This window comes from Paenibacillus glycanilyticus (assembly GCF_030161375.1).
Taxonomy (GTDB): domain Bacteria; phylum Bacillota; class Bacilli; order Paenibacillales; family Paenibacillaceae; genus Pristimantibacillus; species Pristimantibacillus glycanilyticus_B.
This window is the reverse complement of record NZ_BSSQ01000024.1, coordinates 50,683-75,725: the sequence shown is the minus strand read 5'-3', so window position 1 is coordinate 75,725 and position 25,043 is coordinate 50,683. Positions and strand designations below refer to the sequence as shown.

Sequence of the window (25,043 nt, the reverse complement as noted above, 5' to 3'; positions counted from 1 at the left end):
TTCTGGAAGCGTTTTTATTGTATAGAAGATATATTTAAGGTCGCTGTCACTATATTAAGGGGGGAAACCGATGACGCGGCATAGGCCGGTATTTCTTAAGATGAACGCAGTTATCCTTATTCTGCTGCTTCTGATCATACTCATGTATACCTACTTCAGCAGAACAAGCTTTCATGTCATAGATTCGCAGATGATCGATTACAAAGAGAGCCAGCTTATGTTCTTGAAGTACCAGATTGAGACGAACGCGGAACGGCTATCTTTGTCGTCCAATATATTAGTGCGAGACTCGTCCATTCTGGACTTACAGCTTAGCATTCTGACGAAAGACTACTACCGTACGCTGGATTTCCAGACCCATCTGAAGGAAAAGCTGTATTTGCAAAGTCTCTCCAGTACATGGTCGAATAATTTGTTTGTCTATTTGCCAGCTATTCAGCTCGTGGTGTCAACGGAACTGAAGGACACGTATAATCAACGCCTCTTGGATGAGGCTGTAAATGGCAAGTGGAGGTTTCAGCCTGGGGATTCGGCTAATTCTGCTTATTACCAACTTTTTCTATGGGATCCGGGTATTTCGAATGCGGAGGATTCATCGATCAACGCGGTATTCGAGGTCCGCTTTGGCCTCGACAACATTGCAAAGACGTTGCAGCATTACAATCAGGACAGTCCGGGCAACAGCTTTCTGCTTACGGCTGATGGCAGCGCATTCTCGGATGTAGAGTCAAATAACGGGATGTATGAGGAATTTGGCGCCGATTTGATGAAAGAGGGCCTTCATGGTGACGGTCATACGAATGTAAAGTTTAACGGCGAGCAGGTGTTTGTCAGTTATGTGTACCTTCCGGAGCTGGATGCTTACTTGATGGACTACGTGCCCGTTAGTTTGTTTTATAAACCGATCATTGACAGCAGAAATTTGTTTTATATCGGCATGGTCATTATTATCGTTCTTGGACTCATTGCGTCCTACACGCTTTATTTGCATGTACAACGACCGGTGAAGATGATCATGAAAGGTTTAAAGCATTTCGAAATGGGAGATTATTCGTTCCGGATCCATCGAAGCATTCGTAATGAATTCGACTATATGATTCAACGCTTTAACGACATGGGGACAACAATTCAACATTTGATTCAAGATGTATACGAAGAGCAAAATCGTTCGCGGCTAGCGACTCTAAAGCAGTTGCAGTCTCAAATTAATCCGCATTTTCTGTATAATTGCTTGTCCTTTATCGCGGCCTGCGCGAAGGTGGGCCGCACGGATAGGATAAAGGACATGGTGTACCATCTAGGAGGTTATTATCGCTATATAACGCGGGTAGAAAATCAAATGCCTTTGCTCCAAGAGGAAATCGAATTAGTGACTCACTATATGGAAATCTATACGTTCCGTTTAGAACGTATTGACTATCGAATCGATATTCCGCAGGCTATGTGGAGCGAACCCGTGATGAGGCTTATTTTGCAACCCGTAGTGGAGAACGCGATTGTACACGGCATTGAGCCGAAGCCAGGAAGGGGAACGGTGTTCGTAACGGGTCACCAGGAACCGGACTGGAATATTCTCATGGTGGAGGACAGCGGTAATGGAATGACGGATAAAGAGATCGCACAATATTTGTTGCAATTGGATCAGCCCGTCATGGATGACAGCTCGGGTTGCGGATTATGGAATGTTCATCAGCGGTTGAAGCAACGATTCGGCCCTGAAGCCGGTGTCTTCATACAGCCTTCGGGTAAACTGTCCGGGCTAAGCGTGAAGCTGCGCTGGAAAAGAAATCTGGAAGGAGAATTGCTATGACGAAGTTGCTGCTTGTAGATGATGAACCTATGCTGCTAATGAGTATGGCGGCCAACGACTGGGAGCTTATCGGAATTGAAGAGGTATTTCAGGCATCATCCGGCCTGGAGGCGCTCGATATTTTGCGGCAGCACGCCATCGATATCGTGGTTACGGATATCCGGATGCCGGGAATGGACGGCCTTCAGCTGTGCAAACATATTCAAAGTCATTATCCAAGAACAAAATGTATTCTATTATCGGGATTTGGCGAATTCGAATATGCCAGAGCTGCCTTGCGTTACGGGACGGTGAATTACCTGCTCAAGCCTATTAAGGATGAAGAGTTGATGGAAGAAGTGTCAACAGTAAAGTCCGGCTTGGATAACGAGCGGCAGCAGAAGGGGAATGTCGAGCAAGCTTTGCAGACGCTTCATGTTCATCTCCCCTTGTTAAGAGAGAAATTGTTAGACGATTTGTTATCCGGAGTCCTGTTGCCCGAAGATAGGCTGATCGAGAGATTAAGGGAATACCGGCTACCGTTCCGGACAGGAATCGATTGTAACCTGCTGCTTATTAGAATGGATGAAGCATTTGGAGAATCCGATCAGGATTTCGCGTTGTATGAATTTGCCGTCTATAATATTGCCGCTGAACTATTGGATAAAAAATATGAGGTTTGGTCGTATAAAGATTCCTATGGTTATTTGTGCTTATTGCTGCAGAAGATCAACATGGATGTAGTTGATGAACAAGAGTTGGAACATGCCGCTATGGAAATCCAATCCAACGTGTCTCGGTATCTCAAGGGGAAAACGTCCATACTGGTCAGCGAGACATGCCGTTTTCCGGAAGAAGCAGCCGGGCAATACCGCAAGTCTTTAAATGCTTTTCGCAAGGTGCCCCGCAGTGAACGAGGTATAATCATCAGTACAACGACGACCTATTCGCTGTCTAACTCCTTGCAATCCTTGTACAGTCCCCCGGGCTTTCAGCAGCTACTGGAAGCGGGACGCTGGGAAGATGCCCGTGCCAAAATAATAGATGTATTTGCGGAAGTACAGGTGAAAAAATTGGACACGGAAGAGCATATGCTAGAGATCGTCTACTGTCTAACCAATTCATTTCTTTATATTGCGCATCTCCAAAACAAAACGTTGATGGAAGTAACGGGTTACGATTCGGATATAGCGGCGGATCCGCGAGGTTTAAGCGAAATTGGACGCGTCAGGGAATGGGCTGATCGGGTACTAGGCTATTTGGAGTCTGGTAGCGTTCGGGAGATCAAAGATACGAAGACGAAGTTGATCGTCAAAATTCATCGCTTTATTGAAGCCCGGATCGCTGAAGACGTATCTCTGCAAACGATCGCCGATCACGTCGATCTACATCCCGTCTATCTGTCCACGCTCTACAAACAGGAGACGAAAGAGAACATCAGCGATTTCATTATGAGATACCGAATGGAAAAAGCAGGGATGCTGCTCTCAACCTCGGACATCAAAATTTATGAACTGGCAAGCCAGTTAGGCTTCCAGAATCCGCCTTATTTCAGCAGGCTGTTTAAAAATTATTACGGGGCTACTCCTCAGGAATACAGAGAACGTTATCAATTTAAACCTTAATAATTTGATAGATCATCTTAAAACTTTATCTCTTACTCGGTTGTAAGCGCTGTAATAAGATGGAATTGCAACACACCATAACCGATAGGGGGACTCAAAACCAAGATGAGAAGCAAACAATTATTCGTGTTTATTGCACTGATTATGCTCTTGGTCTTTACAGCTGCTTGCTCCGGCAACAAAAACAATGAAACCAATTCGCCATCGAGCGAGCCGGTTCAATCGCAGGCGGGAACAGAACCAACAGCAGATTCAGACGCAGCCAAAGCAGAAGCGATCCAGAAGGGAACCTACAAGTTCGAAACGCCCGTGACGATCACAACGGTTAAAGCGACGGATTCCACCATGAAATATAAAAATGGCGAAACGTTGGAAAATAACGTGCACACCAAATGGGCTCACGACGAGCTGGGCATTGACCTTAAATATTTATGGCAAGTTCCGGGCGACCAATTCGCTACAAAGATGAGATTGATGCTGACCTCCGGCGAAGATTTGCCGGACGTGCTAATGACCGAGGATATGACGCTTCTCAACGAGCTCATCGAATCTGGCAAGTACAAAGATATTTCGGAGGATTACGAGAAATACGCTTCTCTTACGATCAAGGAGATTTATAGTTCGGATCCATTGATGTGGAGTCAAGTTACTTATGACGGCAAGAAGATGGCTTTTCCAAACTTTGCTTTCTCGGGCAACGATAATGCTGTCATGTGGATTCGGCAAGATTTACTAGACCAATTAGGGATGAAGGCACCAACAACGTTTGAAGAATTGGAAGCGCTTATGCAGGCCATGAATAGCAAAAAAACGGGTGCGTTTGAAAACATTATTCCGCTGGGATTAAGCCTCGGGTCCGGCGGTTCCTCCCCTAGCATCTTTAACGGATGGCTTGGAGAAAGCACTTGGGTATTTGGACCATCAGGCACGATTCCTAATCAGTGGTTGAATAAAGACGGTACATTGGTTCATGGTTCAACGCTTCCGGAGATGAAGGACGGCTTAGCAAGATTGAAAGACTGGTACGATAAAGGTTATATTTCGAAAGAAGCGGGCTTGCATGACGAGAACAAACTTGCTGAATTGATTGGCCAAGGGCGCGTAGGCATTGTCGTTGCGCCATATTGGCTGCCTAACTGGCCGATTCCCGACTTGGAGAAAAACGTGCCTGGCGCAACGATGAATCCATTCCCGATTCCAGGCTTAAACGGCAAGGCGGGAGCAAGGGATTCAACTTTCCTCCGTGGCGGAATGATCGTTAAGAAGGACTTTGAACATACCGATGCCTTATTCCTGTACTTGAACCGCATCTTTGATAAAGGCAATCCGGGAAGCGAATTTGAGAACGGATGGTATAAAGATTATGACTACACGGTGAAAGCGGACGGAACGATTTCGGTAGACGAAGCGGATATCCCCGGCGGAAAAGTTGGCCCAGCCAAGTATCTGCTAATGGAACCCAAAGCTCCATTTACGCTGATGAAAACAAACGCGAAGATCAGCAGAGGAGCAACGCCTAGCAATGCCGCTGAAGAAAGAACGAAGGCGGGCAATCCAAAAACGTTAAAAGCATCGGAATACGTGGATGACGGCTGGAACGCCAATACGTATGTTCCAAACGCCTTTACGGGTTCGCCAACCAAAACGATGCAAAGCAAAAGCGGCATCTTGGCCAAATTGGAAGGCGAGACGTTCCTTGGCATTATCTATGGCCGCAAGCCGATTGACGATTTCGATAAATTCGTTGTCGAGTGGAATAAAATTGGCGGGGAAGAAATTACGAAGGAAGTTAATGAATGGTATCAAAAATCTAAATAGCCTGCTGTTGAAAGGGCTCACCGACTGTAGGTGAGCCTTTTTGCGTTGTTTGTTATATTACCAATCTATTAAATGGGCTTTAAAGACAGGCGGTTGGAAGAACCAAGCCGTACAAGCCTTCATAGGATGATGTAGCTTCACAATCTACCTATGAGGGGGAAAACAATCAATGAGCATTATTAACTATGTCACGAATAGCGGTTTCGAATCGGGAACGACAGGGTGGGCGACATCTGGAACGGTTAGCCTTAATACGACCTATAGCAATACCGGTACGAACTCTGTTCAGATTGCAGGGGGGACGTCCGGTTCATATATCTATAAGCTGGTAAGCGTTCCGGACAGCAATAGCTTCGAGTTGATGGTCGCTTTGTCAAAGAACGGCTCCGGTCTAGGCCCATCCGTTATTATCGGCGTCTTTTATTTCACTCCTAGTCTTGTATTTACCAATACGGGCCTTGTAGCCACCATACCTTCTCGCTTGCCGGATGGCACGGCGAATAACTGGAAAACGGCCTACTTCAACGTGGATCCTGCCTTCTCGGGAGGGACCATCGCTCAAATCTTCATTATGACAAGTTCGCTGGCCAATTCCGTAGACTTATTCGTCGATGACGTGCAGCTGCTCAACGCCGCTTTGGACCTTGGCTAATCTAGTGCAACAAATAGGAGGTGTCTCATAAGTCATGAAAATGACGATGGGACACCTCTTTTAGTTATATTTGGGCTAAACAGTAGCCTGCGCATTAAATGTTCTTCCGATCGCCATTGCTCAGGGATTCCTTGAATTAATATTTCAGAGGTAGGAATCCTTCACAAAAGCGAACGCTTCGCTTCTCCAGAATCATTTAATGCTCCGTCTACCCTTAACCTGTTCAAGAAATGCTCAAACAAAAAGAAAATAACCGGAGATTCCGCAGATTCCAGCTTCGAGGCTTACCGAAAGTTATCCTCGAGGTCGGGTGGTGTTTTCGCTTGCCCATAATTTGCTGAAGAAAGCAGCAAGAGCAAAAATATCACCCTCTGCAGCGATATATTCAAAAAGACACTCTTTAATTGTAAATACGAGCCGTCTTCAAAGTGAGCGATCACCTTTTGGGACGGCCCCTTGTCATTAATTAGCCGCAAGGCCAAACGCTTCGGCTACCAGCTGGTAAGAGCGGATCCGGGCTTGGAAGTCGTGAGTGACGGTCACAATCATGAATTCGTCAATGCCGAACTGGTCCTGCATGTTAAGCAGGCGAGTTTTTACTTGCTCGGGCGTGCCAATGATACGGCGTGACCGGGTCTGGCGGATGCGTTCGCGATCGTAATCCGTATACGGATAGCTCTCGGCTGTCTCGACGGACGGGAAGTAGTCAAGTAACCGGCCATGCTCCAGGGAAAGGAAAAATAGATCGGTGCTCTGAGCCAGGCGGGAAGCTTCTTCTTCGGTGTCCGCGCAGATTACCATAACCGCGGCGAGCGCCCGAGCTTCCGGATAGAGAGCGGTAGGGCGGTAGCTGTCTTTGTAATAATGGATGGCATCCTCGCTGCCCGGAACGCCGAAAAATTGAGCATAAGCATACGGCAGACCCATGCGGGCCGCAATCTGTGCCGTTCCGAGACTAGAGCCAAGAAGCCATAACTCGGGATGGGATTGGAGCGCGGGGGCAGCGTGCAAGCCGGAGAAGCGATGCCCGGCAGGAAGAGAGTCGTACAGATAGTTGAGCAGATCGGACACTTGCTCCGGGTAACGATCGATGTCGCTGAATCGTCCTTCCTGCAAAGCCCGAGTGGAGAGCGGCATTCCGCCCGGCGCGCGGCCAAGACCTACGTCAATTCGTCCCGGATAAAGCGCCTCGAGAAGCTTGAAGTTCTCCGCTACCTTGTACGAGCTGTAATGGGGAAGCATAATGCCGCCGGAGCCTAGCCGAATTCGAGTCGTATTCGCGCCAAGATGGGCGAGCAGAACTTCCGGGCTAGAGTGAGCCAGCGCGCGGGAAGAATGGTGCTCCGATACCCAATAGCGGTGGTATCCGAGACGATCGGCTTCTTGGGCCAGCTTGGTGGTTTGAATCAGAGTCTGGGAAGCGTTTTGTCCTTCACAAATTTGGGATTGGTCGAGAATGCTAAGTTTCAATGGAGACACTCCTTTTGTTGTTAAATAGTGTAAATGATTAATTGTGCTTATCGGAAGCACAATTAACGGTAATAAAAAGTTGCATCAGATTCAGCAACTTAAGATGGAAGGGCGAATTTATTGCTCTTATGAAAAATGGATGCGATCCATGAATTGAGCAATGGTGTAATGACGCAAATACTCAATCGTTTGTAGTTCGGCTTCCTGGAGAATTTTTTCGAGTTCGATATCGATCTGTTCCCCGCAGTCCACTTTTATTTCAGATTCATTGCAAACAGGACAAATGGCTTCGTAAATATCGCCTAATGTAATCTCAGCCGGAGACTTTTTCAGAAAATAGCCGCCTTCCCGTCCGCCTTTCGAGTCCACAATGCCGGCATGACTTAAGGATTGCATAACTCTGCGCAAGAAGGTAGCATGTGAATCGACTTGACTCGCAATCATCGCGCTGCTCAGCATGCTGCCGCTTCTGGCCAGCCATACGATGGCGTGAACGGCGATTTTTAGACGTGGAGGACCAATGTGAACGCTTCTAGACGTGTTTCTCAATATGTTCACCCTCCCATTCCTCAATTAATTGCAACTTTAATAAGCACATTATAGATGCTTTATTAGAATTGCGCAAGCGATCGGTAACAGCATAGGCAGAAGCCCATTGACAAGGTTCTAGTCCACAAGTGACAATAAAAGGGAATATAACCGTTCACGGAATGGAAGTGGGGCGCGATGAAGGATTGGCGTAAGCTGATACGGGACAATCGCATACTGCCCTTTATGAAAAAAAGGGACCGCGTGGAAGCTGAAAGCTTCCGTACGGTCCCTTTCTTCTGTTAAAGCAAGAAAGAAAACGACTTATTCTGTTCGATGTCGCTTACAACATGAGAGGGGTGTTGCTTAAGATGCCGATCATCCTGGACGGACAGAAGCTGACGCCGGAAGCAGTGATGGAAGTAGCTGTTGAACGAAAAGAAGTACTGTTATGCGATATGGCCAGCGATCGGGTTAAACGCTGTCGCGAGATGGTGGAAGAATTGGTGGCAGCCGGACATATCGTATACGGAGTAAACACGGGCTTCGGGAAATTCAGCGATGTCCCAATATCGCCGCAAAATACGTCAAAGCTGCAAATGAATCTTATCCGCAGCCATGCCTGCGCAGTTGGCCCTCCACTACCGGAAGAGACCGTACGCGGAATCATGCTGCTGCGAGCAAATGCGCTTGCCAAGGGATATTCCGGCATTCGCCCGGAAACGCTTCAACTGCTAATCGACTGCTTGAACCGTTGCGTTCATCCGGTTGTGCCCGCGCAAGGTTCGCTTGGCGCGAGCGGAGATCTGGCTCCGTTGTCCCATCTTGCGCTTGTTCTGGCGGGCGAAGGAGAAGCTTACTACCAGGGTGAACGCCTTCCGGGCGCAAAAGCGCTGGCGAGGGCGGGACTTCAGCCGATTGCCTTGCAAGCAAAAGAGGGGCTGGCCCTTATCAACGGGACCCAAGTCATGACATCGATTGGGACGCTGACTTATATAAAAGCTCAGCGGCTTGTCAAAATCGCCGACGTTATTGCATCTCTAACGCTCGAAAGCTTGCATGGGATTCCGGAAGCATTCTCAGAGGAGGTGCATCTTGCGCGCCCGTATCCCGAGCAGATCGGCGTGGCGAGAAATCTTCGCGCGCTGCTCCAAGGAAGCCGTTTGACGACACGCCAAGGCGAAATCCGGGTTCAGGACGCATATTCGCTCCGCTGCCTACCCCAGGTACATGGCGCTACTAGGCAAGTTCTTGCTTACGTGCGTGAAAAGCTTGCCATCGAAATCAATTCGGCCACGGATAATCCGCTCTTGTTTCTTGAAGGCGGGCAAGTCGTCTCGGGCGGCAATTTCCATGGACAGCCGATTGCGTTTGCGATGGATTTTCTAAAAATCGGCATGAGCGAGCTCGCCAATATTTCGGAACGCCGCACCGAACGGCTCGTGAATCCCGCTCTATCAGGCGGGTTGCCTTCCTTCCTCAGTCATGAGCCCGGCCTTGCGTCTGGCTTGATGATTACGCAATATGTCAGTGCTTCGCTCGTCTCCGAGAATAAAGTGCTTGCGCATCCCGCGAGCGTGGATTCCATTCCTTCGTCGGCCAACCAGGAAGACCATGTATCCATGGGGACAACGGCTGCAAGGCATGCAGCGCAGATTGTGAGCAACGTATCGAAGGTGCTTGCGATTGAGCTGATCTGTGCAGCCGAAGCAGCCGAATTCGTTGGGGTAGATGGCTTGGCGCCAGCGACTCGCGTGCTTCATGAGAAATTGCGCTCGCTTGTCAGGCCCGTTGTCTACGACCGATCGCTGTCGGAGGATATTGAAATAACAGCGGCAGCTTTGTTGTCCGGAGAGTGGCTCGAGGCGGTAGAATCCGTTGCCGGCTCGTTGTATTAACTTTTCAAAAGCATAAGCTGAGGGAGGAATCTGTTATGGCAACAAATGAGTCTAGCGATAGGAAACGTGAAATCCGCGCCCCGCGCGGCAAGGAGTTATCCTGCAAAGGCTGGGTACAGGAAGCTGCCCTCCGCATGCTTAAGAATAACCTGGATCCCGATGTCGCGGAGCGCCCCGAAGAGCTGGTCGTATACGGAGGGATTGGCAAAGCGGCTCGCAGCTGGCCGGCTTATGAAGCTATCGTCAGAGAACTTCGAAGGCTGGAAAACGACGAGACGCTTCTCGTGCAATCCGGCAAGCCGGTGGGCGTCTTTCGGACGCATGAACGAGCGCCGCGCGTACTGCTGTCCAACTCCGTCCTTGTTCCCAAATGGGCGACATGGGAGCACTTCCGCGAACTTGAGCGCAAAGGACTTATGATGTACGGCCAAATGACGGCAGGCAGCTGGATCTACATCGGAACGCAAGGCATTCTCCAGGGCACGTATGAGACGTTCGCCGAAGCCGCCCGTCAGCATGCGGGCGGAACGTTGAAAGGCACGCTTACTTTGACCGCTGGCCTTGGCGGAATGGGCGGCGCGCAGCCGCTTGCGGTCACGATGAATGAAGGAGTCGTTATAGCCGTCGAAGTTGATCGCAGTCGAATTGCAAGACGTATCCAGACGAGATATTGCGATGTTCTGGCGGAGACGCTTGAGGAAGCGCTGGCACTTGCCGATGATGCGCTTGCCAAGCAACATGCGCTTTCCATTGGACTCGTAGGGAACGCGGCCGAGGTGTATCCGGAGATCGTCCGCCGCGGGATCAAGCCGCATTTCGTGACGGATCAAACTTCCGCGCATGATCCGCTTGTTGGTTATATCCCTGCAGGTTTCTCTCTTGATGAAGCCGCCGCCCTGCGGGCGAGCGATCCCGAGCATTACGTTCAGCTAGCCAAGGCGAGCATGGCGATTCACGTTCAGGCGATGCTTGATTTGCAACAAGCCGGTTCCGTTGTATTCGACTACGGCAACAACATCCGGCAAGTCGCGTTTGACGAAGGCGTCAAGGCCGCCTTTGATTTTCCGGGCTTTGTGCCTGCCTACATTCGCCCTTTATTTTGTGAAGGAAAAGGTCCTTTCCGATGGGCTGCTCTATCCGGGGATCCGGAAGATATCCGGAAGACGGATGAGCTTGTATTGCGTATGTTCCCTGAGAATGCGCGATTATGCCGATGGATTCAAATGGCGCAAGCACGCGTTGCGTTCCAAGGACTTCCAGCGCGGATATGTTGGCTTGGTTACGGTGAACGGGAGAAATTTGGCCTTGCGTTAAACGAATTGGTTCGAAGCGGGGAGCTGAAAGCTCCGGTCGTGATTGGCCGCGATCATCTGGACTGCGGCTCCGTGGCTTCGCCGAACCGGGAGACGGAAGCGATGAAGGACGGCTCGGACGCGGTTGGAGACTGGGCAATCCTAAACGCCTTAATCAACACGTCCGCCGGTGCGTCTTGGGTATCCGTGCACCATGGAGGCGGAGTGGGCATGGGGTATTCCTTGCATGCCGGCATGGTGGTCGTGGCAGATGGCACGGACGAGGCAGCGGAGCGGTTGAAGTGCGTATTAACATCCGACCCGGGTATGGGCGTGATCCGGCATGTAGACGCCGGTTACGACGAAGCGGTAGAGACCGCCGAGAAACATGGCATCCGCATCCCGATGCGCGATTGAGCCGGCTTGCGGATAGATTTCTTGAAAGGGGAGGATTACCACGAGAATCGACCTGTTGTTAAAAGGAATCGGCTGCTTGGTTACCCCGCCGGGAGACGCACCACGCTATGGGGAACAGATGAACGAAATCAGGCAAATCCCGCAAGCATCCGTCGCGATTCAGGAAGGTAGAATCGCCTTTGTTGGTACGGAAACAGAGGTGATGAACGCTCTGAACGGTGCAGAAATCCTGGAAACGCTAGACGCGCGCGGATGTTTGGCTACACCGGGTCTCATCGATCCGCATACGCATCTTGTTCACGGAGGTTCGCGCGAGCATGAGCTTGCGCTCAAACGCGCGGGCGTACCCTATTTGGAAATTCTCGCACAGGGCGGAGGAATCCTTAGCACCGTGCAAGCGACTCGCTCGGCAAGCGAACAAGAACTGTACGAGAAAGCGTACCAAAGCCTTAACATCATGCTGCTGCAAGGCGTCACCACAGTGGAAGCCAAAAGCGGCTACGGTCTTTCTATTGAAGCTGAACAGAGACAGCTGCGTGCCGCAAAACGGCTGAGTGACAACCATCCGCTTGAAGTGGTGTCAACGTTCATGGGCGCGCATGCCGTTCCCGCCGAGTACAAAGGGAAAACGAATGAATACGTCGACCTTGTCTGCGGCATGCTTCCGCAAATCGCGCAGCTTAGGCTGGCCGAGTTTTGCGATGTTTTCTGCGAGAAGGGAGTGTTTACGGTTGAGCAATCCAGACGGATTCTGCTGGAGGCACAGCGCAACGGCTTATTGCCCAAAATACATGCGGATGAGATCGAGTCGCTTGGCGGCGCGGAATTAGCGGGGGAGCTTGGCGCCATATCCGCCGAACATCTGCTGGCCGCATCGGATAAAGGGCTCGGCATGCTGGCGGCAGGCGGCGTTATTCCGGTGTTGCTGCCCGGTACGTCGTTTAATTTGGGACTGAACAAACATGCAAGGGCGAGGGATATGATCGATAAGTTCAAGTTGCCCGTAGCTTTGGCCACCGATTACAATCCGGGTTCCTGTCCGACCGAATCGATGCAGCTCATCATGATGTTGGCGTCGCTTAACCTGAAGATGACGCCGGAGGAGATTCTTGCCGCATGCAGCATAAATGCGGCTAACGCGATTGCGCGAGGAGACCGGTTAGGTTCCATCGAGGTTGGGAAACAGGCGGATATCGCGCTTTTTGATGTGCCGAATCTCGCCTATCTGCCCTACCATTTCGGCATCAACCACACATACGGCGTAATTAAGAATGGGCAAGCAGTTGTGTGGGAGCGGCAACTCCTTGCGCCGAATGCAAATATATGATGAAGATGGAGGCGAGGGCATGAACCGAGAGATCCCGTATTTGAAAAATCCGGAGCAAGCGGTCTTCAAAGATCGCTTCGAGACGAAAGTCGCCCATTGGATAAGGAGTTGGGACTGGGCGGAGCCGCTGCTTGCGGGAATCGTTGGCGTTCCGTTGTCCAAAACTTCAATCTCGATCTCTAGCGCTTCTACAACACCGGCGGCGATCCGCAATGCTTTTTATTCTTTTACCACTTATTCGATGGAATACGGGGTCGACTTGCAGGAATTGGCTGTACGCGATTTGGGCGATATTCAGATGCATGCGACAGACATGGCGGAATGCCATCGGCGAATCGAGGAAAGTTTGCGGACTTTGTACGAGAATTATCCGGCATTCGTTCCCATTATTATTGGCGGCGATCATTCCATCAGTTGTCCGTCTGTCAAAGCCTTCTCTAAGCGTTACGCTGGCAAAAAAATCGGGATCATTCATTTTGACGCGCATCATGACGTTAGAAATTTCGAAGACGGCGGGGTTACAAACGGGACTCCTTTTCGCGGCATATTGGAATCGGGACTTGTAGACGGGCGGAATATCGCGCAGATCGGCATCCGCGGCTTTATGAATGCGAAGCCATATCATGACTATGTGGTTAGCAAAGGGGTAAGCGTCTTTACCTCGCGCGATGTTAGGCGTAAGGGGATAGATCCCATTCTCGACCAAGCATTAACGATTGCCGGTGACGGGACGGAAGCCATTTATGTCAGCTTCGACGTCGATGTGATCGATCAAGCTTTTGCGCCGGGCTGTCCGGCTATCGGTACTGGCGGATTAAGTTCATGGGATGCCTTAGACGCGCTTTTTCGGCTGGGAGCCTCTCCGCAAGTTACGGGGATAGACTTTGTATGCATTGACCCTTCCGTGGACTTCCGTAACGCGACCTCTCGTCTTGCGGTTCAGTTCATGCTTAGCTTTCTGGCCGGAATGGCAAGCAGGCCGAATTAATTGTTCTATCTTGTCGTGCATTTTTTGAAAATGGTATACTATTTTCATTAAGTGTAATAATTGATTGAATAATATAATATCGCGAGGGATATATAGTGATCGTAACCAAGACGAAGCGCGGGACGAATCTGGAAGACGTACAGGAAATGAATCGTTCGTTGGTCATTCGCCTCATGCGAAGAAGACAGGTATGCTCGAGAGCGGAATTAACGCAGGAGTCCGGACTGAATCAATCGACGATTACGAATATCATTAACGAGTTGATCAGTTGGGGCATTGTGGTGGAGACCGGCGTGATCGACGGCAAGAAAGGCCGCCGTTCCATCGGCATTAAGTTGAATTGCGAGCCTTACAAGATTATTGGGATTCGCCTGGCTAGGAAATCCATTACGGTTGCCTTGTACGATCTGGAAGGGATCGAATACAGCAAGCAGCAGATTCCCATCGATATCGCGGACGGCTCAACCCGTGCTTTCAATCGAATGAAGGAACTGATCAAGGAGATGATCTCTTCCAATTCGGTCGGCCAAGTCATCGCCATTGGCGTAGTTACGCCAGGCCCGTTGCTTCGCAATGAAGGCCGGATTGGTCTTATGACTTATTTTCCTGGCTGGGAGAAAATTAACATCCAGGAAGAACTGATGCGAGATTTCGATCTCCCTGTTTATATTGAGCATGATGCTAAGGCGGGGGCGCTTGCACATTGGTGGTTTGGCAACTCCCATCAAGAGCAAGGAGTTATGATCTACGTGGCTGCGGGTCAAGGCGTGGGAGCGGGGATTGTGGTAGATGGCAAAGTCTTTCGAGGTTCACTTGGCATGGCAGGAGAAATCGGTCATATGAGCATCGACTTTAAGGGGCCAAAGTGCGAGTGCGGTAATAGAGGTTGTCTCGAATTATATTGTTCCACTTCGGCTTTACTGCAAACCTTAAATAAGGAACATGCTTCGTTAAAGTCCGTTTGGAAAGCGATCCACGAAGAAGAGACCGGTGATGCGGTAGAGGCGGTTAGACAAGCAGCATGGTTTCTTGGGTTTGGGCTTGTGAACATCATCAATACGTTTAACCCTGACCGAATCATCCTCGGTGATGAATTCGCCGAAGCCGGCGCGCTGCTTCACGATACGGTGAGATCCGTAATTAACGAATATGTCTTGCCTGATGTATCGAATAAATTGACCGTAGAGCTTGCTGCTGACGACATGGATACAATGCTGGTCGGCTCGGCAATCGTGGCGATTGAGAGTATTTTGGATCAGCCGTCCAGTTATTTAAACCAGCAAACCTAAAGCAAAACCAGTTCAAACAGCCCGGCCGGAGACGTCGTTTCCGGCCGGGCTGTTTTTTTGTGCTTAGTGCGCGTAAAAAGAAAGAAATTTATTACTTGATTAAATCAATAAATAGATTTATAGTAATAATGTAAACGATGATATTAAACAATGAATCAAATAGTGGGGGGCCGCAACATGTCGCTGTTGATGGGGATTGATATCGGCACCTCAAGTGTGAAATCCATGGTTATGGATCTTTCAGGCAAGGTGCTTGGATTTGCGCAAACGGAATACGACATCGCTATTCCTGTCCCGGGGTACGCAGAGCAGAATCCGGATGAGTGGTGGGAACTGGTCAAACGAACAAGCGCTGAGGCGATTATGAAAGCCGGCGTTGACGGAGGAGCAATAGAAGGGATCGGTTTCTCGGGTCAAATGCATGGCTTGGTGGCATTGGATAAAGAAGGTCAGGTGCTTCGCCCGTCTATCATCTGGTGCGATCAGCGGACGATTCCCCAGAAGAACATGCTGGAATCCCGATTCACGCCAGAGCAGCTGGGAAATATGATTCAGAACTCCGTGTCTACCGGGTTTCTTATTCTATCGTTGATGTGGATCAAGGAAAATGAGCCGGATCTCTACAACCGGATAGATCGAGTTATGCTGCCCAAAGATTATGTCCGCTACCGTCTGACCGGTGAGATCGGAACAGACACGACGGATGCTTCAGGCACATCGGCCTTTCATGCAAGTTCGCTTGAATGGTCGGAACCGTTAATTACGATGGCAGGAATGGACAGCAAGTTGTTTCCGCCGGTAGGGAACCCTTGGGAGATAGCTGGTTATGTGACCAAACAAGCCGAATCCGAGAGTTGCTTCAAGGCAGGAACTCCCGTTGTATTTGGCGGGGCAGACCAAGCGATGCAGGCGGTTGGAAACGGTATCATTGAACCTGGCGATCTGTCCGTTACGATTGGAACGGGTGGACAGTTGTTCACTACGATTGATCAGCCCGTCTATGACAAGAAGCTTCGGACGCATACTTACGCGCACGCCGTTCCAAGCCGGTGGTATCTGCTTGGAGCGACAATGAGCGCGGGGTTGTCGCTTAAGTGGCTAGCATCGCAAGTACTGAAGGTTCATGATTACAAAGCGCTTGATAGGAAGGCCAACGAGGTTTCGCCAGGAAGTAACGGATTGTTGTTTCTGCCTTATTTGACCGGGGACCGTACGCCTCATATGGATCCGCAAGCAAGCGGGATGTTCTTTGGACTTAGGCTAGACCACAATGACACGCATCTGATCAGAGCCGTGCTTGAAGGGGTATGTTATTCGCTTCGCGACGGGGTAGAGATTATCCGTTCACTCGAGGTTGACCTCAGAAGAATCATCATATCCGGCGGCGGAGCAAAAAGCCCGCTCTGGAGCCAGATTCTAGCGGATATTCTGAATCAGGACGTATATGTAAGCACGACGGAGGAGCAGGCATGCGTGGGAGCGGCGATTATGGCCGGGGTTGGCGTTAAGTTGTATAGCTCCGTCGAGCAAGGTTGTAAAACGGTCGTTAAGCTGCACGAAAATCCGATACGGCCAAACGCTGGCAATCATGCCGTCTATGATCGGCAATATGCGGTCTATAGCAAGCTTTATGAGCACAACAAGGACATTTTTCCTATGCTGAATACCATTACGAATGAGTCAGGAGTGTTGAAATAATGATACATGTTAACGATAGCGGTAACTTTATAGAGCTAAACCCTACACAAGCTGAACAACCGTTGGACCTCGGATCCGTCAAAACATTAACGGTTAGCGCGCGTGTAAGAGGCGGAGAAACAAGCGAGGAGCTGCTCCGAATTCAAGGCAAGCTTGGAACTTCTGCCATTCTAATCCGTTCTGGTGAACAAGCAGCGGTTGATGGATTGCTTCTATCCGTTGATCTATATACGGATGCCAAAGACAAGCCGTTAACCTTATCTGTACCGTGGAATGCCATTGGAGCGGGAGAGCATGATCTCCTTCTGCGCTATAACAGCCATATCGTTGAATTGTTCGTAGACGGCGTGTTGGTGGACGAGGACTGGCCGATGGGTTCCGTTCAGTTGGAGAAGGCAACGGTACAAACCTATGAGGGAACGCTGGAAGCCAAAGTGTGGCCACATGCCTTGACCGAGGAAGAGCGCAATAATCTCTTGCAAGATAAGGAAGGTGTGGAGAACCGGGAGACGTTATACCTTGGCACTGAACCAAGCTCGATCCAATATTGGAAACCAAGAGGATTCAATACGGGTGTTGGCGATTGCATGCCATACTTCGACGGAGAAACCTTCCATGTCTATTATTTGTTCGATCGCCGGGGCCACGCCAGCAAATGGAGCTTAGGCGCGCATCAATGGGCACACATCTCGACGAAAGACTTGAAGAATTGGACTCACCATCCAATGGCAGTCGCTGTGACCGGCGAATGGGAAGGGTCGATCTGCACGGGTTCCGTTATTAAGGAAAACAACGAATATTATGCGTTTTATGCCGTTCGTGCCGTTGACGGTTCGCCAGCCCAATTGACGTATGCGGTTAGCAACGACGGTATTGAATTCACTAAATCTGAGGCGTACATAACGATTTCAAGCCGTTACCTGTTGTCTTCGGTCAGAGACCCGCATGTATTCAAAGATGCGGAAGGTATCTACCATATGCTAGTTACGACAAGTCTAGTAGACGGCGTCAAGCATGAAGGATGTCTAGCCCATCTCACATCCGGCGACCTGAAGAATTGGCAAGAAGAAGAGCCATTTATTGTGCCGGGTTATCATGGCGAGCCGGAGTGCTCGGATTATTTTGAATGGAACGGCATGTACTACTTGATCTTCAGCAATGACGGCCTTGCACGTTACCGTTATTCGACAAAACCGTTTGGTCCTTGGCTTCGTCCCGCGATGGATACGATTGACAGCGTTCAGCTGCGCGTTCCGAAGACGGCGGCTTTCCCGGGCGGAAGAAGAATGGTTACGGGATTCCTCTCCGGTCCTGGCCGTTACGGCGGCGAGTTGGTCATTCGCGAACTTGTTCAAGAAGAGGATGGATCGCTTGGGCTTAAGTTCCCGGCCGAATTCGAAGGATTGACGACTTACGCGGAGACTCAGCACATCGATCAAGTAAACCTCGCGAACTTAAATGGATTCTCTGAGCATTTGATTGGAAGAGTAGAAGGCGAATATGAGCTGACCTTTGAGGCTGTGCCCGAGCATTCTACGATGTTCTATGGTTTCTCCGTAGCTGGAGACTCTGAATTCAAACAAGGGAACGATATTCGATTTGAGCCATCCAATCATAAACTTGGCGTTCATGATACGGTGTGCGTAGGATTCCAAGAGGATGAAGTGTCGTCCATTTACCATGTGCAAGGGCTCCAGGGACCTGTCCGCGTTAAAGCAGTTGTGAAGGAAGCGTTCATTGATATTTGCGTAAACGATCAACGTACTTCCATCAGTCGAATTAACAGAGAGCATGCTTATCTGCGATTCTTTGCCCAATTCGGAGCCGTTAGCTTCCACAACATCACGATTCGTTCCATTCCGAGCAGGTAACAGGAGGGATTCACCATGCACAGCAGAGGGACGATGGCTAATATGCTGAAGCGGTGGCAGCTTTATGTGCTGCTGCTTCCTTCCTTACTGTACATCTTGTTGTTCCATTACGTCCCCATGTATGGGATCATCATCGCCTTTAAAGATTTTAAATCCAGTATGGGGATCCTTGGCAGTCCATGGGTAGGCATGGAGCATTTCAAAGCTTTCTTCGATTCTTTTGTCTTTAAGCAGATCGTGACAAACACAATTAAGTTAAGCTTGTTCTCGCTTGCGATTAGCTTCCCCATTCCGATTATATTTGCCTTGCTGCTCAATCAAATAAGGAACCGGCTAGCCCAGCGATTTGTGCAAACGGTTACTTACGCACCGTATTTTATCTCAACCGTCGTTCTGGTATCGATGTTGAACGTCTTCTTGGCACCTAGCACCGGAATCATCAACAACCTCATTACGTTGTTTGGCGGTGATGCCGTCAACTTCATGGCAAGGGAAGAATGGTTCCGCACGGTCTATATTACCTCGGGAATCTGGCAGACCATGGGCTTCAGCGCAATCATTTATCTTGCGGCTTTAAGCGGCGTCAACCCGGAGTTGCATGAAGCGGCAACGGTAGACGGGGCAACCAAGCTGAGACGGATCTGGCATGTCGATCTGCCGTCGATCCGGCCGACCATTACGATCCTTTTTATTCTTGGAATAGGCAGTATCATGTCCGTAGGCTGGGAGAAGGCATTCCTGATGCAGCAAGGCATGAACCTTCCGGTATCCGAAATTATCTCTACTTATGTATACAAGGTGGGCTTGCTCAACGCGCAGTACAGCTTCGCAACCGCAATTGGACTATTCAATTCCGTTATCAACTTTACGCTTCTTATCTTTACAAACTATGTATCGAGAAAAATGTCTGGAAACAGCTTATGGTAGCTTCCGAATGGAGGAATCAAGACGCATGAAATCCTTGTCCCTGAGCGACAAAATATTCACCATAGTCAATTACACGCTTATGGCAGCGATAACGCTATGTATTCTGTACCCACTCTACTTCATCGTCGTTGCTTCGTTCTCCGACCCTAACGTTGTCAATCGGGGAGGAATCCTGCTTGTACCGGAACACTTGTATACGGAAGGTTATGCGAAGATTTTCGATTATAAACCGCTGTGGACGGGTTACCTGAACTCTATTCTTTATACGGTTTGCGGCACGGCAATTAATCTAGTCTTCACGCTTACCGGCGCTTATGCGCTCTCGAGAAAAGATTTGGTTGGACGCAAACCTATTATGCTGCTGTTCATCTTTACGATGTTCTTCAGCGGGGGTCTTATTCCGAGCTATCTTCTCATTAACAAGCTTGGCATTATGGACTCGATGTGGGCTTTAGTTCTGCCGGCTGCCGTATCGGTGTGGAATATTATCATCACCCGTACGTTTTTCCAAAGCACAATTCCGGATGAGTTGCTGGAAGCGGCGGTTATGGACGGCTGTTCGGACTTCAAGTTTTTCCTGTCCATTGTGTTGCCTCTATCCAAGGTTATTGTGGCGGTAATGGCGTTATTCTACGGAATCGGGCATTGGAACTCGTTCTTCGAACCGCTTATCTATATTTCGAGCGAAGACAAGTTCCCTTTGCAAGTTATCCTGCGGAACCTATTGATTACGAACGAGGTTGGAAACCAAATGCTGTCGGACGCGATGTCCATGGCTGAACGCCAACGCATTGCGGAACAGCTGAAATATGGCGTAATCGTAGCTTCATGTCTTCCGCTCTTGACGGTATATCCATTCCTGCAAAAGTATTTTACGCAAGGGGTAATGGTTGGATCGATTAAAGGCTAAATGTTATTTCTATACAAAGGGGAGAAGAGTAGAATGAAAAAGATGGTCGCAATAATATGTACGGCAATTATGCTGCCGGGGATTATCGCCGGTTGTTCTTCGAACAGCAGCAACGAGCCTTCCGCAAATAACAAAGCATCGGAATCCGCAAATACAAAAGGTAATTCTGAAGCACCAATCCGCATCGTTCGCCCGAAAAGTCCGCAAAACCTGCCTGCTAAAGACATGATCTGGTACAAAAACTATACAAAAGTATCCGGCATTGATGTTGATTGGAAAGAGATCCCTTCGGAATCCGCGTCCGAGAAAGTAAATCTGATGTTGTCTACCGGAGACCTGCCCGAGGCGTTCATGCAAACGCTTGACACGAGTATGGTGATGAAAAACGTGGATCAAGGCATCTTCCTTCCGATTGAAGATTACATAAAGGATATGCCGAATTTCTCCAAAGTACTGGAGGAACGCCCGGAATACAAAGCTTTGATTACCGCGCCGGATGGCCACATTTATGGACTTCCTTATATTGAAGAGATGTACGGATTAATAAGCAACCAAGGTATTCTGGAAATTTATAAACCATGGTTAGATAAGCTGGGATTGCCAATTCCAAAAACGATTGACGAATATCGGGATACGCTTAAGAAATTCGTGGAATCGGATATGAACGGCAATGGCAAGAAGGATGAAATCGGTTTGGCGCTGGCGAATAAAGACGTAACCTCGGGCATTGGACATTGGCGGAATGCCAATGACTTCGGACAGTTCTTTGGCCTATGGGGCCAGGCGGACCGCAACGATAGCATGGGTGTCGACGCAAACGGCAAAGTATTCAGCACGTCAACGACGGAAGCTTACAAAACCGGCATTAAATATTTGCATGACATGTACAAAGACGGTTTGATTGACGAAGAGTACCTGATTACGGACACTCCTAAGCTTCAAGCTAAGCTGAGAAATCCCGACGTTATTGTCGGCAGCGTAATGACCTTCTCGATCAGTGACATGGTGGATAAAGAGCGTGCCAAGGATTATGTTGCCGTTCCCTATCTGACAGGTCCAGGCGGAGAATTCGGCACGCGCGAGAACCTTGTCGAGATGCATAATCCGGTAGCTTTCGTTCTGACGAAGGCAGCGAAAGATCCTGCAAGAATTCTCAAGTGGGCGGACGGCTTGTACGATCCAAGCTGGTCGGTGCAGACCAACTGGGGTCCGCTTGGCTATCAGTATAAGTTGAATGACAAAGGCGTTATGGTATTCGACGATCTGAAGGACGGTCTGAAGACGTATAACGAAATGCGCAGCCGGAATACGATAGGCGGAGGATCTCCGATTGCCGTTTTGACCGATTATTACGATAAAGTCGTGGAATATCCGCAAGACGCAAAACGTTTGTTGGATGACATGAAGGCGGTTGGATTTATCGATAAGCATTTGAACGATCCTTACATTCCGCACACGATTTTCTATGAACCGGAAGTTGCCGACAAGATGGCATTGCTCTCCGCTCAGGTGTATCAGATTATGGATAACAATCGTCGCAAGTGGGTTACGGACGGCGGTATTGACGAAGATTGGGACAAATATTTGAAAGATCTCGACAAAGCCGGCTGGTATGAAATTATCGGTTACGTACAAGAAGCCTACACGCGTTATCTTGAAAATCAAAAATAACAAAAAGGGCCCCGGAATGGGGCTTTTTTTGTTGTGCAGGCAGAAGTTGAAAAGCTAAAGAGTAAAAAATAGGTTGACTTCACTAATCGTAATAATTACAATTAACAAAACGTAATGATTACTATTAATTGAGGGGTGCGTACTATTGAGTATTGACAAGAAGTTGCCTGTAACCGTATTAAGCGGATATTTAGGGTCAGGGAAAACAACGATATTAAATCACATCTTGAATAACAGACAAGGTTTGCGGGTGGCCGTCATCGTAAATGATCTGAGCGAGGTAAATATAGACGCGGATTTGATTAAAGGAAGCGGGGGGCTATCTCGTACCGAAGAGAAGTTGGTCGAAATGTCCAACGGCTGCATCTGCTGCACGCTTCGGGAAGACCTTCTAAGAGAAGTGGTAAAATTGGCCAAAGAACAGCGATTTGATTATATTCTGATCGAATCGACCGGTGTTGGAGAGCCTGTTCCCGTTGCCCAGACTTTCTCTTATATAGATGAGGAGCAGGGGATAGATCTGACCGAGTTCTGCAAGCTGGATTGCATGGTTACCGTAGTGGATGCATATCGATTCTGGAGCGATTTCTCTTCCGGCGAGACTTTGCTTGATAGACAGCAAGAGGTTGCGGTTGACGATAACCGGGAAGTTGTTGATTTGCTCATTGATCAGATTGAGTTCTGCGATGTATTGATCTTGAATAAATGCGATCTGGTGGATGAGAACGTGCTGATAGAGCTGGAAACCGTACTTCGAAGCCTTCAGCCCCGTGCCAAGTTGATTCGTTCTAAACGTGGGCAAGTCGATCCGGCTGAACTATTAAATACGGGCTTATTCGATTTCGAAGCGGCCAGCCAATCGGCAGGCTGGATTCAGGAAATGGCGAAGGAGCATCATACGCCGGAGACGGAAGAGTATGGAATCTCCTCGTTTGTGTATGAACGGGCACAACCGTTCCATCCGGAAAGATTAATGAGCTGGATGAGCGAATGGCCGGAAGCAATCGTACGCGCCAAAGGCATAGTGTGGCTGGCCACGCGAAATGACATGGCGCAAAATTTCAGCCAAGCCGGACCTTCCATCCAGTTCGGACCGGCAGGGAAGTGGATGGCGGCGCTTCCTGAGGAGGAACGGATGGAGTTGCTGCTGGACGATCCGTCTCTGGCACAATCTTGGCATGAGCCATTTGGCGATAGGGTCAATAAGATTGTATTTATCGGTCTTCGTTTGGATCGCGAAGCGATCACCGGCGAATTGGATCGATGCCTATTATCTCCTGATGAATTAAAGATGGAATGGCATTTGTTTCATGACGAATTCCCTAATCAACCGGATATGCAATAAGAATTAAAGGGTGAACAATGATGGTGTTGCTTAAGATGGATAACGTTGAATTTGGATACTCGGAAATTCCTTGTTTGCAAGATGTTTCTCTCCAAATCTCCGCAGGCGAATTCGTTGCCGTTACCGGGCCAAATGGCTCGTCCAAATCCACTCTACTGAAATTGGCATTAGGGTTGCTCCGTCCGAAGAGCGGAGAGGTTAAGCTTCAGAGCGGAAAGCCAGACGGAACAAAGTTAAAAGTCAGCTATGTTCCACAGCATATTGCTGCATTTAACAGCGGTTTCCCTAGCAGAGTTCACGAATTTGTCCGTTCTGGGAGATATAAGGAAGGTTCGTGGTTGAGGAGATTAACGCCGAAGGATCATGGCATAGTAGAGCAAGCGTTGAGGGATGTCGGCATGTGGGAAATGCGCGGACGGAGGATTGGCGAGTTGTCTGGTGGTCAAAAACAGCGGATTTGCATGGCGCGCGCATTAGCGAGCGAACCGGATTTATTCGTTCTGGATGAGCCAACGGCCGGCATGGACCAGCAAAGCCGCAATGCCTTATATGCACAAATGCGGCGGCAAGTTACGCAGTACAACCGCACCGTTATCATGGTGACGCATGAGCAGCAGGAATTAGACTCCTTCCTTGACAGAACGATCGAATTAACGAGAAAGGAGGAGGACACATGGGGATGCTGCACTACGACTTTATGCAGCGGGCATTTTGGGCTGGCGGAATAATAGCGGTCTTGGCGTCAACGTTAGGCGTATACCTCATGCTTCGTCGTCAAGCGCTAATCGCCGATATGTTGTCGCATGTATCGCTAGCCGGCGTTGCTGCAGGAACCTACTTACATATTAATCCCTCCCTTGCAGGGTTTGTTGTCGCCATTCTAGGCGCCATTGCGGTTGAGTATGTAAGGCGTTCCTATCGAACCTTTAGCGAGGTTTCGGTTGCGATTATTATGGTCTGCGGTTTATCTACCGCTGTCGTGCTTATGAGTCTAATCAAAGGAACGAGTAAAAGCTTATCTTCCTACTTGTTTGGTTCGGTTGTTGCGGTAAATACATCGGATTTGCGTATTATGATCCTTGTTGCTGCAGCCGGAGCTCTATTTTTCTTCTTCCTAAGAAGACCGCTTTACCAGATTTCATTTGACGAAGAGACAGCACAAACCGACGGTTTGCCCGTCAAATCGATTTCGTTATTGTTTAGCGTCATGACCGGCATGATCGTGTCGGCTGCAATGCCTATTGTAGGGGTTCTGCTTGTTTCAGCCCTCGTTATACTCCCTGCAGCCATTGCGGTTCGGATCGCTTATAGCTTTAACGCTGCAATTCTAATTGCATGCGCGGTGGGGCTTGCAGGCGTATTTTCCGGATTAACAGCATCTTACCGTCTTAATACGCCGCCAGGCGGAACGATTGCTCTAATATTGCTTGTTTTCCTGGTCTCAGGAGTGTTGCTGCAAAAAGCGATTCTTCGCGTCTATAGAAACCGCGTAAAACACGAAAGCTCTATTCGTAATTATTACACTTAA

General features: G+C 49.1%; 19 protein-coding genes. 17 read left to right on the top strand and 2 right to left on the bottom strand.

Annotated features, from left to right (window positions below; genetic code table 11):
- Positions 1-70 precede the first annotated feature (70 nt).
- From QQK89_RS26595 to QQK89_RS26580, 4 genes are all read left to right on the top strand, one after another.
- Positions 71-1,810, top strand: coding sequence for a sensor histidine kinase (locus tag QQK89_RS26595; RefSeq protein WP_284241794.1), 1,740 nt, complete (start codon positions 71-73; stop codon positions 1,808-1,810).
- Entirely contained in the window at positions 1,807-3,414 is a 1,608-nt protein-coding gene (locus QQK89_RS26590; protein WP_284241791.1) for a response regulator transcription factor, read from the top strand. Before QQK89_RS26595 ends, QQK89_RS26590 begins: the two co-directional genes overlap by 4 nt.
- Positions 3,415-3,519: 105 nt before the next feature.
- Entirely contained in the window at positions 3,520-5,232 is a 1,713-nt protein-coding gene (locus QQK89_RS26585) for an extracellular solute-binding protein (RefSeq protein ID WP_284241790.1), read from the top strand.
- A gap of 169 nt (positions 5,233-5,401) precedes the next feature.
- Positions 5,402-5,884, top strand: coding sequence for an NTTRR-F1 domain (locus QQK89_RS26580; protein ID WP_284241789.1), 483 nt, complete (start codon positions 5,402-5,404; stop codon positions 5,882-5,884).
- Positions 5,885-6,346: 462 nt separating this feature from the next.
- On the opposite strand, the gene QQK89_RS26575 is transcribed toward QQK89_RS26580, so the two are convergent.
- A complete protein-coding gene (locus QQK89_RS26575) occupies positions 6,347-7,354 on the bottom strand; it encodes an LLM class flavin-dependent oxidoreductase (RefSeq protein WP_284241788.1) in 1,008 nt (335 codons plus the stop codon).
- A 126-nt stretch (positions 7,355-7,480) separates the two neighbouring features.
- Complete coding sequence (locus QQK89_RS26570) at positions 7,481-7,903, bottom strand: RrF2 family transcriptional regulator (RefSeq protein ID WP_284241787.1); 423 nt, start codon at positions 7,901-7,903, stop codon at positions 7,481-7,483.
- 350 nt (positions 7,904-8,253) lie between these two features.
- Between QQK89_RS26570 and hutH the strand changes: the two genes are divergently transcribed.
- From hutH to QQK89_RS26505, 13 genes are all read left to right on the top strand, one after another.
- Positions 8,254-9,780: a histidine ammonia-lyase gene (hutH, locus tag QQK89_RS26565; protein ID WP_284241785.1), complete on the top strand. Its 1,527-nt coding sequence runs from the start codon at positions 8,254-8,256 to the stop codon at positions 9,778-9,780.
- Positions 9,781-9,815: 35 nt separating this feature from the next.
- Positions 9,816-11,489 carry a urocanate hydratase gene (gene hutU, locus QQK89_RS26560; protein ID WP_284241784.1) on the top strand — a complete coding sequence of 558 codons (1,674 nt, stop codon included), beginning with the start codon at positions 9,816-9,818 and terminating at the stop codon, positions 11,487-11,489.
- 55 nt (positions 11,490-11,544) lie between these two features.
- Positions 11,545-12,816 (top strand): imidazolonepropionase, encoded by a 1,272-nt coding sequence (hutI, locus tag QQK89_RS26555; RefSeq protein WP_284241783.1) that lies wholly within the window; start codon positions 11,545-11,547, stop codon positions 12,814-12,816.
- Positions 12,817-12,835: 19 nt separating this feature from the next.
- Positions 12,836-13,804, top strand: a complete 969-nt coding sequence (locus tag QQK89_RS26550) for an agmatinase family protein (RefSeq protein WP_284241782.1) — start codon at positions 12,836-12,838, stop codon at positions 13,802-13,804.
- Positions 13,805-13,899: 95 nt separating this feature from the next.
- Positions 13,900-15,093 (top strand): ROK family transcriptional regulator, encoded by a 1,194-nt coding sequence (locus QQK89_RS26545; protein ID WP_284241781.1) that lies wholly within the window; start codon positions 13,900-13,902, stop codon positions 15,091-15,093.
- A gap of 177 nt (positions 15,094-15,270) precedes the next feature.
- Positions 15,271-16,791 (top strand): xylulokinase, encoded by a 1,521-nt coding sequence (xylB, locus tag QQK89_RS26540; RefSeq protein WP_284241780.1) that lies wholly within the window; start codon positions 15,271-15,273, stop codon positions 16,789-16,791.
- A complete protein-coding gene (locus QQK89_RS26535; RefSeq protein ID WP_284241779.1) occupies positions 16,791-18,662 on the top strand; it encodes a glycosyl hydrolase in 1,872 nt (623 codons plus the stop codon). The genes xylB and QQK89_RS26535 overlap by 1 nt, the downstream gene beginning before the upstream one ends.
- 15 nt (positions 18,663-18,677) lie before the next feature.
- A complete protein-coding gene (locus tag QQK89_RS26530) occupies positions 18,678-19,589 on the top strand; it encodes an ABC transporter permease (protein ID WP_284241778.1) in 912 nt (303 codons plus the stop codon).
- A 25-nt stretch (positions 19,590-19,614) separates the two neighbouring features.
- Positions 19,615-20,499: a carbohydrate ABC transporter permease gene (locus tag QQK89_RS26525; RefSeq protein ID WP_284241777.1), complete on the top strand. Its 885-nt coding sequence runs from the start codon at positions 19,615-19,617 to the stop codon at positions 20,497-20,499.
- 33 nt (positions 20,500-20,532) lie between these two features.
- Positions 20,533-22,170: an extracellular solute-binding protein gene (locus QQK89_RS26520; protein WP_284241776.1), complete on the top strand. Its 1,638-nt coding sequence runs from the start codon at positions 20,533-20,535 to the stop codon at positions 22,168-22,170.
- Positions 22,171-22,321: 151 nt separating this feature from the next.
- Positions 22,322-23,515: a GTP-binding protein gene (locus QQK89_RS26515; protein WP_284241840.1), complete on the top strand. Its 1,194-nt coding sequence runs from the start codon at positions 22,322-22,324 to the stop codon at positions 23,513-23,515.
- 35 nt (positions 23,516-23,550) lie between these two features.
- Positions 23,551-24,243, top strand: coding sequence for a metal ABC transporter ATP-binding protein (locus tag QQK89_RS26510; RefSeq protein ID WP_349816750.1), 693 nt, complete (start codon positions 23,551-23,553; stop codon positions 24,241-24,243).
- Positions 24,189-25,043, top strand: coding sequence for a metal ABC transporter permease (locus QQK89_RS26505; RefSeq protein ID WP_284241775.1), 855 nt, complete (start codon positions 24,189-24,191; stop codon positions 25,041-25,043). Before QQK89_RS26510 ends, QQK89_RS26505 begins: the two co-directional genes overlap by 55 nt.

Coding starts and splice junctions, on each gene's coding strand:
- QQK89_RS26595 (WP_284241794.1), top strand. CDS start 71: ATGACGCGGCATAGGCCGGTATTTCTTAAGATGAACGCAGTTATCCTT.
- QQK89_RS26590 (WP_284241791.1), top strand. CDS start 1,807: ATGACGAAGTTGCTGCTTGTAGATGATGAACCTATGCTGCTAATGAGT.
- QQK89_RS26585 (WP_284241790.1), top strand. CDS start 3,520: ATGAGAAGCAAACAATTATTCGTGTTTATTGCACTGATTATGCTCTTG.
- QQK89_RS26580 (WP_284241789.1), top strand. CDS start 5,402: ATGAGCATTATTAACTATGTCACGAATAGCGGTTTCGAATCGGGAACG.
- hutH (WP_284241785.1), top strand. CDS start 8,254: ATGCCGATCATCCTGGACGGACAGAAGCTGACGCCGGAAGCAGTGATG.
- hutU (WP_284241784.1), top strand. CDS start 9,816: ATGGCAACAAATGAGTCTAGCGATAGGAAACGTGAAATCCGCGCCCCG.
- QQK89_RS26550 (WP_284241782.1), top strand. CDS start 12,836: ATGAACCGAGAGATCCCGTATTTGAAAAATCCGGAGCAAGCGGTCTTC.
- xylB (WP_284241780.1), top strand. CDS start 15,271: ATGTCGCTGTTGATGGGGATTGATATCGGCACCTCAAGTGTGAAATCC.
- QQK89_RS26535 (WP_284241779.1), top strand. CDS start 16,791: ATGATACATGTTAACGATAGCGGTAACTTTATAGAGCTAAACCCTACA.
- QQK89_RS26530 (WP_284241778.1), top strand. CDS start 18,678: ATGCACAGCAGAGGGACGATGGCTAATATGCTGAAGCGGTGGCAGCTT.
- QQK89_RS26525 (WP_284241777.1), top strand. CDS start 19,615: ATGAAATCCTTGTCCCTGAGCGACAAAATATTCACCATAGTCAATTAC.
- QQK89_RS26520 (WP_284241776.1), top strand. CDS start 20,533: ATGAAAAAGATGGTCGCAATAATATGTACGGCAATTATGCTGCCGGGG.
- QQK89_RS26510 (WP_349816750.1), top strand. CDS start 23,551: ATGGATAACGTTGAATTTGGATACTCGGAAATTCCTTGTTTGCAAGAT.
- QQK89_RS26505 (WP_284241775.1), top strand. CDS start 24,189: ATGGGGATGCTGCACTACGACTTTATGCAGCGGGCATTTTGGGCTGGC.